The sequence below is a fragment of the Pseudoflavonifractor sp. BSD2780061688st1 E11 genome (assembly GCF_005844125.1).
Classification (GTDB): Bacteria; Bacillota; Clostridia; order Lachnospirales; family Lachnospiraceae; genus Sellimonas; species Sellimonas catena.
The window spans coordinates 1-11,539 of the sequence record NZ_SPHM01000067.1 but is presented as its reverse complement, the minus strand read 5'-3'; the positions used below and the strand labels follow the sequence as shown (position 1 = coordinate 11,539).

Annotated in this window: 11 protein-coding genes; all 11 read left to right on the top strand. The window is 46.3% G+C overall.

The window, feature by feature from the left end; all coding sequences use genetic code 11:
• The first annotated feature begins 109 nt into the window (after positions 1–109).
• The 11 genes from FGQ85_RS17590 to FGQ85_RS17540 all read left to right on the top strand — a co-directional run bounded on the left by FGQ85_RS17590 (position 110) and on the right by FGQ85_RS17540 (position 11,482).
• A complete protein-coding gene (locus FGQ85_RS17590; protein WP_207738758.1) occupies positions 110–778 on the top strand; it encodes a helix-turn-helix transcriptional regulator in 669 nt (222 codons plus the stop codon).
• Between the two features lie 567 nt (positions 779–1,345).
• Positions 1,346–3,052, top strand: a complete 1,707-nt coding sequence (locus tag FGQ85_RS17585) for a carbon starvation protein A (RefSeq protein WP_138374106.1) — start codon at positions 1,346–1,348, stop codon at positions 3,050–3,052.
• Positions 3,053–3,204: 152 nt separating this feature from the next.
• A complete protein-coding gene (locus FGQ85_RS17580; protein ID WP_138374105.1) occupies positions 3,205–5,268 on the top strand; it encodes a beta-galactosidase in 2,064 nt (687 codons plus the stop codon).
• Positions 5,269–5,381: 113 nt separating this feature from the next.
• Positions 5,382–6,356 carry a porphobilinogen synthase gene (gene hemB / locus FGQ85_RS17575; protein ID WP_087252260.1) on the top strand — a complete coding sequence of 325 codons (975 nt, stop codon included), beginning with the start codon at positions 5,382–5,384 and terminating at the stop codon, positions 6,354–6,356.
• 148 nt (positions 6,357–6,504) lie between these two features.
• Entirely contained in the window at positions 6,505–7,017 is a 513-nt protein-coding gene (locus FGQ85_RS17570) for a ferritin (protein WP_087252151.1), read from the top strand.
• 259 nt (positions 7,018–7,276) lie between these two features.
• Entirely contained in the window at positions 7,277–8,365 is a 1,089-nt protein-coding gene (locus FGQ85_RS17565; RefSeq protein ID WP_118636668.1) for a PD-(D/E)XK nuclease family transposase, read from the top strand.
• A 101-nt stretch (positions 8,366–8,466) separates the two neighbouring features.
• Entirely contained in the window at positions 8,467–9,222 is a 756-nt protein-coding gene (locus tag FGQ85_RS17560) for a class I SAM-dependent methyltransferase (protein WP_138374104.1), read from the top strand.
• A 40-nt stretch (positions 9,223–9,262) separates the two neighbouring features.
• On the top strand, positions 9,263–10,024 hold the full coding sequence (locus FGQ85_RS17555; protein ID WP_087168962.1) for an EFR1 family ferrodoxin: 762 nt from the start codon (positions 9,263–9,265) through the stop codon (positions 10,022–10,024).
• 12 nt (positions 10,025–10,036) lie between these two features.
• A complete protein-coding gene (locus tag FGQ85_RS17550; RefSeq protein ID WP_138374103.1) occupies positions 10,037–10,513 on the top strand; it encodes a YaiI/YqxD family protein in 477 nt (158 codons plus the stop codon).
• A 13-nt stretch (positions 10,514–10,526) separates the two neighbouring features.
• Positions 10,527–11,096 carry an alpha/beta hydrolase gene (locus FGQ85_RS17545; RefSeq protein ID WP_138374102.1) on the top strand — a complete coding sequence of 190 codons (570 nt, stop codon included), beginning with the start codon at positions 10,527–10,529 and terminating at the stop codon, positions 11,094–11,096.
• A gap of 98 nt (positions 11,097–11,194) precedes the next feature.
• The gene (locus FGQ85_RS17540; RefSeq protein ID WP_195481786.1) at positions 11,195–11,482 is read left to right on the top strand and encodes a hypothetical protein; all 288 of its coding nucleotides are present in this window, start codon (positions 11,195–11,197) and stop codon (positions 11,480–11,482) included.
• Positions 11,483–11,539 lie beyond the last annotated feature (57 nt).

The window sequence follows — 11,539 nt, the reverse complement described above, 5'->3', positions numbered from 1 at the left end:
ATCAGGTGAGGAGTTATTTGTTTTTAAAAGCAAAAAATGCCGTATTTATGCGGCTTGTGGCGTTTCGCAAACGCCTATATCCTTTCTTCAGAGAGAGGGGGCAGAAGTTATGGTGAACCTGAATCAAACTGGAAAATTTATAGCAGAATGTAGAAAGAAAAAGCAGCTGACACAGAAGCAGCTGGGAGAGAAACTCCATGTAACGGACCGTGCTGTTTCCAAATGGGAAAACGGAAAGGCGTTTCCGGACGTCCATATTATGGAAGACCTGTGCAGGGAGCTGGATATCAGTGTGAGCGAGCTGCTGGCGGGCAAGCGGATCGAAACGGAGCAGTATCAGAAAGAGACGGAGAAACTGCTGATGACGGCGGTCGGCAGGTCTCAGCTGTATGGATTTCAGATTATCATTTACATTTTAATGTTTTCTTTTATTACAGCCTTCCAGCTACTCCTTGTCCTGAAAGGTGACGGCGAGTGGCTGCCGCCGACGAGGGAGATGATTTTATGCGGGCTGGTCTGTGTGGGCACGTTTGCCTGTGCGGTCTATCTGGACAAGAAGATTCCGGAGAGAATGTTTCGGATGTCCAGTCCGGTTATACAGGGGATTGTGGGAGGCGTTTATTTTCTTTTGTTAACGCTGTTTGATTATCAGAATTACGGGGGATTAGAGGGAATGGAATCAGGGGAACAGATTTTTCTCATTCTCTTTTTCATTGTGGGATTCGTTTTTACAGTGTTTTTTTGGGCCGCAGCTGGATCTGAAAGAAAAGATAAATAAGGATTCTGCACTTTTCCGAGAAAACACTTTAAAGTGATGAAATCATGCACAAATTGCAAGGATGAAGAGAAAATATTTTATTCATGTTTGACGAAAAAACAGAATGCACTCGGTTTTTCTATTGACAATCTGTTTAAAAGAGCTATAATAAAACAAAATTAAAAAGCCAATGCGAAGAACAGGACAGGACTTCCTGTGTACCAATGCTTTCAGAGAGTTTCCGGCTGGTGTGAGGAAACAGCATGACGAGGAAGCCATCCCCTGCAAGCAGTCGGGGTGAAAAGTGAGTGAGTAGCCCGGACCGGAGTTCCACCGTTAGAGGGAAAGCTGTTAATCCGTACGATTAGTCCGGACGACAGTACAGAGTGACCGGACGTTGTCCGGTAAGCAGAAGTGGTAACGCGGAGAAGAGAAGTTTCGTCTTCTGACAGAGCAATCTGTCAGAGGGCGTTTTTTTATTTTAATTAAAACTTTGTTCTTTACCGCTGCGCTTGATTCGCAGGTCGGAACCCTCCAAAAGGGAAGGAACCGGTCGTTTGGCCTGATAGAAAAGGAGAGTGGAAAATCATGAACTCACTGGTAATTGTTTTAGCGGCGGCGGTCTGTCTGATTGCGGCATATGCGCTGTACGGACGCTGGCTTGCCAGGAAATGGGGAATCGACCCGAAGGCGAAGACGCCGGCAGTTCTGCATAATGACGGGCAGGACTATGTTCCGACAGATGGGTGGACCGTCTTTGCCCATCAGTTTTCTTCCATCGCAGGTGCAGGACCTGTAACCGGGGCCATTCAGGCTGCAGCATTTGGGTGGCTTCCGGTGCTGCTCTGGATTCTCATCGGAGGAATCTTCTTTGGAGCTGTCACGGACTTTGGTGCGCTTTATGCGAGCGTAAAAAATGATGGAAAATCCATGGGGCTGCTGATTGAGAAGTATATTGGAAAGACGGGACGGAAGCTGTTTCTTGGATTCTGCTGGCTGTTCTGTCTGATCGTGATCGCGGCATTTGCGGACATGGTAGCGGATACATTCAATGCCTATGTTGTGACGGACGGAGTGAGGACACTTTCTGAGAATGCCACTGTAAACGGAGCGGCGGGAAGTATTTCTCTGTTTTTCATCCTGTTTGCGGTGATCTTTGGAGTGAGCCAGCATAAGCTGAAACTGACCGGATGGAAAGAAGTGGTCTTTGGACTGGTCTGCACAGTGCTTGCATTTGTATTTGGAATGAATTTCCCGGTAATTCTTGGGAAAGAAATGTGGGTATATATCGCATTCCTTTACATCTTTCTGGCGGCAGTGCTTCCGATGTGGTTTGTCATGCAGCCAAGAGACTACATGTCCACCTTTATGTTTATCGGAATGATCGCCGGAGCGGTGCTGGGTCTGTTGTTTGCTCATCCGTCCATGAATCTTCCGGCATTTACCGGGTTTCAGAATGAGAATCTCGGAACGCTGTTCCCGATTCTGTTTGTAACGGTTGCCTGCGGTGCAGTATCCGGATTTCACAGCCTGGTTTCTTCCGGTACCTCATCCAAGACGGTTTCCAATGAGAAGGATATGCTGAAAGTCGGATACGGGGCAATGGTCCTGGAAAGTCTGCTGGCAGTTATCGCTCTTTGTGTTGCCGGTGCGGCGGCAGGAGCAGACGGGACAGCAGCGGCCGGCACGCCGTTCCAGATTTTTTCCTCAGGAGTGGCCGGATTCCTTGAGATGTTCGGCATTCCGGTCTATGTGGCGCAGAGTTTCATGACTATGTGTGTATCAGCGCTTGCGTTTACAACGCTGGATTCTGTTGCGCGGATCGGACGGATGTCGTTCCAGGAGCTGTTCAGTGTGGATGATATGGAGCATGCGGAGGGCTGGAGAAAGGTACTCTGCAATAAATATTTCGCAACGGTGATTACCCTGGTATTTGGCTATATTCTGACTCAGGTCGGCTATTCGAATATCTGGCCGTTGTTTGGAAGCGCCAATCAGCTGCTGAGCGCTCTCGTACTGATTACACTGTGTGTATTTCTGAAAGTGACAGGTCGAGAACTCAGGACACTGGTACCTCCATTTGTGATTATGCTGGTTGTCACATTTACCGCCCTTGTGCAGAGATTCATCTCGCTGGTCAAGGCATTTTCTGACGGAAAAGGCGTATTTATGGTCGAGGGACTACAGCTGATCGTTGCGGTTCTCCTGATGATCCTTGGCGTGACCATCGTTGTAACTTCGGGAAAGGAACTGCTCAGAAAGAGAGCATCAAAATCATCGGCCGTATCGGCTTAAATCCAGAAAAAAGGTCGGAATCATCAATGAAAGAGGATGCCGATCTTTTTTTCTGGAAAGAAACAGAAAGAACGCCGCTTTATTCGTCTGAAATGTGATATACTGGACAGAATGAGGAGTTCATAACATTTTGTGATAAGGAGAGGAAGAATATGAAAAGGAAAAAGCTTCCGTTTGGCTATGATGATCCTTCCTGTCCGGAAAGGACTTTGGGGGCGACGGACCGGTACCTGACAAGGAACGGCAGGCCGTGGATTCCTGTAATGGGAGAGTTTCATTTTTCCAGGTTCCGAAGCGAATTCTGGGAAGAAGAAATTGAAAAAATGAAAGCTGGAGAAGTACAGATTCTGGCTACATATGTGTTTTGGATTCACCATGAGGAAAAGGAAGGAGAATGGAATTTTGAAGGGCAAAGGAACCTTCGGGAATTTCTGGAAATCTGCCGGAAGTGTGAAATGCCGGTGTTTCTGCGGATTGGTCCATGGAGTCATGGCGAGTGCAGGAATGGAGGATTCCCGGACTGGCTGATTCAGAAAGAGGGAATCGAAGTGCGGACAGATCAGCCGCTTTACCTGTCTTATGTGAAGCGGTTTTTCGAGAAAATTTACGGGCAGACGGACGGTTTTCTCTGGAAACAGGGAGGGCCGGTGCTTGGTATTCAGGTGGAAAATGAATACGGACACTGTGGAGGTCTGACCGGAGAGGCTGGAGTCCGGCATATGAAGACGATCAAACAGCTGGCAAAAGAAGCCGGGTTCCGTGTGCCGTATTATACGGCTACAGGATGGGGCGGAGCGATTGTCCCGGAAGGGGAGATGCTTCCTGTCCTGGGAGGATACTGCGATGCACCATGGGAACAGCACATACATGAGATGCCGTTGAATGCGAATTATCTGTTTTCTCACAATAAGGATGATGGAAGTATTGGCAGTGACCTGCAGAAGGAGCGGGAACAGGAATTTACTTATGACACGGAGAAATATCCATATTTTACAGCAGAGCTGGGCGGAGGCGTGCAGGTAACGATGCACCGGCGTCCTGTGGTGGACAAAAAAGACACATGTGCAATGGTAATCTGCAAGCTTGGAAGCGGAGCCAGTCTTCTGGGATATTATATGTACCATGGAGGGACAAATCCAAAGGGAAGGTACAGTACGCTTCAGGAGTCAAAAGATACTGGTTATTTAAATGATCTCCCGGTATATTCCTATGATTTCCAGGCACCGGTCGGAGAGTATGGAAGGATTCATGATGTGTTTTATCACCTTCGGCCGTATCATCTGATGCTGAAAGAGTTCGGAAGCATGATGGCGGAAACAGAGTTCATTCTGCCGGAGTGGAGTGCCGGACGTCCTGAGGATCTGACAAGTGTCCGCGCTGCGCTGCGCCATGATGAGAAAACAGGATCCGGTTTTCTGTTCTGGAACCAGTATCAGAGACATGCTGTCCTGGAAGAACATCCGGGAGAAAAAATCGTAGTGGAGACAGAAGGAAAGAAAATTTCATTCCCGGCAATGGATCTGGAGAATGGAACATATGGATGCTGTCCTTATCATCTGTCATGGGGCAGTCTGCTTGTCGAGACTTCCAATGCACAGCTTCTTTGTACGTTGGGAGAGAGGCTGGTATTCTTTGCAGATGATGTAAGCAAGGTTCGGCATCAGATACGGGGAGATGAGTCGAAAATCATAACGTTGTCCCGGGAGCAGGCGGAACATGCCTGGAAAATAAACGGGAAATTGTATCTGGCGGAAGGTTGTATCTGCCGGGCGGGAGACAAGTACGATCTGCTCACATACAGTCCGGATGGACAGATCTGCTGTCTGCCGTCGGAAGAAAAAATATCGTATCGATGTGAAGAAAAGCATTCGGGAGCAGAAATCAGCAGGATAACAGAAGGACAGAACTATACGGAGTATGAAATGAACATTCAATATCCGGATAAAGACTTTCCGGAAAACTACTGGCTTATTATAGGATTTGACGGAGACAGGGCCGAACTCTGGATGGACGGAGAACTGTGCGGTGACTGGTTTTATACAGGGAATGACTGGCAGATCGGACTGAAATATTTTGACTGGCCAAAGCAGATGACGATTCGGATTTATCCGGTGAGAGAGCATGTGTATGTCGAAAAGAAACCGGAGCAAAGATGCGGGATACGAAAGATCCATGTGCAGACCGAGTACCGGATTTCTCTTGGAACTCTGGAATAGAGAAAAAGTTTATATAATTCCCTGGAGACTGCCGCATCAAACCAGGACCGCGCATTTATGGCGGCAGAAGTAAGTAGGAAAATGAACTTGACAGGAAAAAGAAAGGCTAAATGATGGAATTGATAAGAAGACCAAGAAGATTAAGAAGATCTTCGGCTGTCCGTGAACTGGTTCATGAGACAGATGTTAGAGTGACAGATTTGATTTACCCGGTATTTGTTGTGGAAGGAGAAAAGGTGAAGGAGCCGGTTCCATCCATGCCGGGAATTTACCGTTATTCAGTGGATATGCTGAAAATTCATTTGAAAGAAGTGTGGGAAACCGGAATACGTTCGGTGATCTTTTTCGGCGTGCCGGATCACAAGGATGCATGCGGCAGCGGCGCATGGGATGAACATGGGGCGGTTCAGAGCGCACTTCGCATGGCAAAGGAATGTTTCCCGGATCTGATCTGTATTGCAGACATTTGCCTGTGCGAGTATACGGATCACGGCCATTGCGGGATTGTGCGGGATGGAAAAATCCTCAATGACGAGACACTTGCATATTTATCAAAAGCGGCAGTATCCTGTGCAGGAGCAGGGGCGGATATCGTAGCGCCGTCTGACATGATGGACGGCCGGATCGGACATATGCGCCGCTCACTGGATGAGGCAGGATATGAGGATACGCTCATCATGGCTTACTCTGTAAAGTATGCGTCGGCTTTTTACGGACCGTTTCGGGAGGCGGCGGATTCTGCGCCGGCATTTGGGGACAGAAAGACATATCAGATGGACTGGAGGAATAAAAAAGAGGCCATTGTGGAGACACAGCTGGATATCGAAGAAGGGGCCGATATCATCATGGTGAAACCGGCGATGGCCTATCTGGATATCGTAAAAACAGTCAGTGACAGATTTGAATTTCCGATATGCACCTACAGTGTCAGCGGAGAGTATTCCATGATAAAGGCGGCGGCCCTGAATGGCTGGGTTGATGAAAAAGCAGTAGTGATGGAAAGCCTGACAGCCATGAAACGTGCCGGTGCGGGAATGTTAATTACCTACTATGCACCTCAGGCGGCGAGATGGATCAGGGAGGGGTAATCCCGACGCTGGCCGGACAAACAGGATCAGGCTGTGGACGTTAGCAGATCGGTGAGAGTGTGCGCTTGACATGGCGGCAGGAAGGTGCTATAACTCGATTTAGGTATATGTTGTCGTACAAAAAAAGGAAAATGCAGGAGGAATGAAGATGTTAGATGCAAAAGTAGCAGAATTGCTGAACACTCAGATTAATAAGGAGTTTTATTCCGCTTATTTATATCTGGATTTTGCAAATTATTATACAGAAGAGGGACTGGACGGCTTTGCCAACTGGTACAATATTCAGGCTCAGGAGGAGCGCGACCATGCGATGCTGATTCTGAAATATTTACAGAATAATGGATGCAAGGTGACTCTGGAGGCCATTGACAAGCCGGATCAGAAATACGAGTCATTTGCAGATCCGCTTCGGGCAGGATATGAGCATGAACAGTATGTAACAGGACTGATTCACAATGTTTACGATGCGGCAAATCAGGTAAAAGACTTCCGTACGATGCAGTTCCTTGACTGGTTTGTAAAAGAACAGGGAGAAGAAGAGACCAATGCGGAAAATCTGATCAAGAAGTATGAATTGTTCGGATCCGATCCGAGAGCCCTTTACATGTTGGACGGAGAACTTGGTGCCCGCGTATATACAGCACCGTCTCTCGTCTTATAGAATTTTATCCTGGATGAAAAAAGCCTGCGCAGAATGGCTGTTCTGTGCAGGCTTTTTTTCTTGATTGCGGAAGCTCGTTGTGCTACAGTAAAACTATCTATATTGGCGGCATTCTGACTGCCGTTTCTGTCTTCTTTTATCAGAGAAGAAGATCTCTTTTGCCGAAAGGCATTCTCATTTTCGGAAACTCCACATCGGAGTCATAAAACCCGCAAATGAACGAAATGACAACTGAAAAAAGAAAAGGAGGAACATGGTTATGGCAACGATTTTAAAGACGTATTTTCCAACCATACGCACGCGCAAAGAAGTATTAGAGGAGATTTCCGAAAGCGAAAAACTCTCTGAGATGTTCCGGCAGTGGAACGAAGGGCAGCAGGAAGAATTTCTGGATGTCTGTACAGGAAACCGGGGGCTTCGGATTCTCTATGATTCCTTTTTTAAAGAGATTCTGAATCCCGAGACAGCCCCGGAGCGGCTGGAGGATTTTCTATCACTTGTGCTGAAAAAGAAAGTAAAGATTTTAAAAGTACTTCCCAATGATACGGTGCGGATTGCTGACGAACATTCTCTTGTGATTATGGATATTGTAGTGGAGCTGGAAGATCAAAGTATCGCAAACGTGGAGGTACAGAAACTCGGCTATCTGTTTTCAGGTCAGAGAAGTGCCTGCTACTCAGCAGATCTGCTCCTCAGGCAGTATAAGAGAGTGAAAGGAGAACGAGGAAAATCTTTCAGTTACAAAAATATGAAAAAGGTGTACACGATCGTTCTCTACGAGAAAAGTCCAAAAGAATTTAAAGAATATCCGGATGATTATATTCATAAATTTTCCCAGAAATCAGATACAGGAATCAAGCTGGAATTATTGCAGGAATATGTATACATTCCGCTTGACGTATTTCAGAATGTTGTGCAAAATAAAGGTATAGGAAACAGACTGGAGGCATGGCTTGAGTTTTTCAGTACAGATGAACCGAGGAGGATTGCAGAACTTTTGAAGGAATATCCGGAGTTCAAACAGATGTATCAGGAGATCTACGAACTGTGCCAGAATGTAGAGAAGGTGATGGAGATGTTCTCAAAAGAATTGTTGCAGCTGGATCGGAACACGGTACAGTATATGATTGATGAGATGCAGGAAGAAATTGACGGACTTAAAGGAGATCTGCAGAAAAAAGAGAATGTGCTGCAGGAAAAGGAAACTGTGTTGCGAGAGAAAGAAACTGTGCTACAGGAAAAAGACAGCAGACTGCGGGAGACAGAAGCATCCTTAAAAGAAAAAGAAGAAGAAAATGCAAGGCTCCAGAATCAGATTCGGGAATTGATGGAGAAGCTGGAGAAATAGAAGTGAGATAGCAGCAACGCTGTCTGGAATACAAAAGCGCCTGTATGGGCGCTTTTGTGTATGCAAAGTAAGAAACGATATTTCAAGGGAGGGAAAAGCTGATGGAGAACTGGAAATCAATCTGGAAGCGGGAAGAAGATCTTGCGCACATTCATGGGTGGGATTTTTCGCATATTGATGGGCGGTACGAGGAAGAGAAGGATCTTCCCTGGAATTACAGGGAGATTGTAAATCAGTATCTTACCGGGGATGCAGAACTTCTGGATTATGACACCGGCGGGGGAGAATTTCTGCTCTCGCTTGGACATCCGTGGCAGAAGACATCCGCAACGGAGGAATACCCTCCGAATGTGGAACTGTGCCGGGAAACATTGCTGCCTTTGGGAATTCATTTTAAAGAGTGTCAGGATCCGGCGAAAATCCCTTATCCGGATGAGAGCTTTGATTTGATTATCAACCGTCACGGCGACTTTGATGCACCGGAACTTTACCGGCTTTTAAAGAGCGGAGGCGTTTTTATTACAGAACAGGTAGGCGGTGACAATGACCGGGATCTGGTAGAGCAGGTACTTCCGGGGACGCCGAAACCGTTTCCGCATTTGAACCTGAAAGAGCAGAGAAAGGATTTTGAGGATGCAGGATTCCAGATTCTTCGGGCAGAAGAGGCATACCGTCCGATTGTGTTCTATGACGTAGGCGCGTTTGTATGGTTTGCGCATGTGATAGAATGGGAATTCCCGGGCTTTTCGGTTGAAAAATGCATGGGAAATCTTCTTGAAATGCAGAATAATCTGGAACGGGACGGAAAAATAGAAGGTACCATTCACCGGTATCTGATCGTTGCAGGAAAGTTGTAATCGTGTTGGAAGAAGCAACGAATGGAAGGAGGAAAGAAACGTGATTTTATATTTTTCGGGAACAGGAAACAGTGAGTATGTGGCAAAGAGAATTGGAAAGGCTGTCGGGGATGAAGTACTGGATTTGTTTTCCAGACTGAAAAACAGAGACAGCAGAGAGGTATATTCGGACAGGCCCTGGGTGATTGTATCGCCTACTTATGCGTGGAGAATCCCGCGGATTCTGGAAGCATGGATAAAGAGAACAGAACTTTCAGGAAATAAGAAGATCTATTTTGTTATGACGTGCGGATTAAATGCAGGAAATGCCGGGAAATATCTGCAGGAGCTTTGCGCGGGAAAACAGATGCAGTATCTGGGGTGTATGCAAATCGTGATGCCGGAAAATTATATAGCCTTGTTTCAGACACCGCACAAAGAGGAGGCGGTGAAAATTATCCGCCGTGCGGAGAAAAGGATTGATGAGGCGGTTTCGCGGATTCAGAAAAAGCTTCCGTTTCCTCCGGCTAAAATCACTCCGGTGGACAGACTGAGCAGCGGTCCGGTCAATCAGGTGTTTTATCCACTGTTTGTACATGCTAAAAAGTTTTATGTAACGGGAGACTGCATTTCCTGTGAAAAATGTGCAAAAGTCTGTCCGATGAATAATATCCGGTTCCATCATGGGCGTCCGGTATGGGGAGATCAATGTACGCACTGCATGGCCTGCATCTGCAAATGTCCGGCGGAAGCGATTGAATATGGGAAACACAGCAAGGGACTTCCGCGTTATACGTTCCCGAAAGAACAGTTTCCTTTATAGGAGGATGAATGGATGCGGATTTATGTAGATGCGGATGCCTGCCCTGTAGTCAGGATAGTGGAAGAGACCGCAAAGAAATACAGTGTGTCTGTGACGTTGCTTTGCGATACGAATCATGTATTGAAGTCAGAGTATAGTGAAGTGAAGGTGATTGGTTCCGGAGCGGATGCTGTGGATTTTGCACTGATCGGATTGTGCAAAAAAGGGGATCTGGTGGTGACGCAGGACTATGGAGTGGCGGCAATGGCTCTTGGAAAAGGGGCTTTTTGCATCCATCAGTCCGGCAGGTGGTACACGAATGATAATATTGACCAGATGTTGATGGAACGGCATCTTGCCGGAAAAGCAAGAAGAGCTTCCAAAAAGAATCACCTGAAGGGGCCGAAGAAAAGAACGGCAGAGGATGATGAACGGTTTGTGAAGTCTCTGGAAGAGCTGATACAAAAAGCGTCCGTAGAACATGAGAGAGAAACAGGAAAATTGGAATAAAGGAGAGGAAACGATGAAGAAGATAGCAGTAGTATTTCCAGGAGTCGGATATCATGCGGACAAGCCGCTTTTATATTACAGCAGAAAGATTGTCGGACGGTACGGATATGAGATTGTCTGCGCAGATTACGGGAAACTTCCGTCGGGCATCAAGGGAGACGCAAAGAAAATGTATGCTGCCTACGAACAGGCGCTTGAAAAGATAACCGGACAGCTTTCCGGAATCGACTTTGGTTCTTATGATAAAGTACTGTTTTTGTCCAAGAGTATCGGGACCGCTTTGGCGGCGTCCTATGATGCCATAAACCGGATCGGAGCCGGACATGTCTATTATACCCCGGTGGAGGCGTCATTTCAGGCCATCGGGACGGAAGGAATTGTTTTTCACGGAACCGGAGATGACTGGGCGAAGACGGAAGTCATTGTCAGTGAATGTGAGAAAAGAAAGATTCCTCTTTATCTGACGGAGCACGCCAATCATTCCATGGAGACCGGGGAAACGCTACGGGATCTGGAGATTATGAGAGAGATCATGGAAAAGACGGAAGACTATATTCGTGAATTTTCCGAGAAGGTTGAATAAATGATTTTTTCAAAAAGTGCTATGATCAATTCGATCGAAACAGGAAATTTTAATCGAATTTAAACTGATAATAATTATTTGAAGAGAGTGATGTCTATATGAATAAAGATGATGGGAAAAGGAAAATATCGCAAGAAGATATAATGAAAATTTTAGATGCTTGCTATGATAAATGTTTAAATGGTATTCCTAAAGTCAGCCCTAATGTGGAAGATATGGCAGAGGAATATTTAAACAAATATGAAACTAAGGAACTTGCTTGTGAAGCAATGCTAAGAAACCAAATCACAAAATGTGCTACATCGGGCTTTATCACTGGATTTGGTGGAGTTATTACAATGCCGGTAACACTTCCTGCAAATGTTACTAGTGTACTGACCTGCTGATTTTTAGCAATACTGCCACCTCATTAAGAGGCAGTAGTAAATGTGGGATACAGCGAA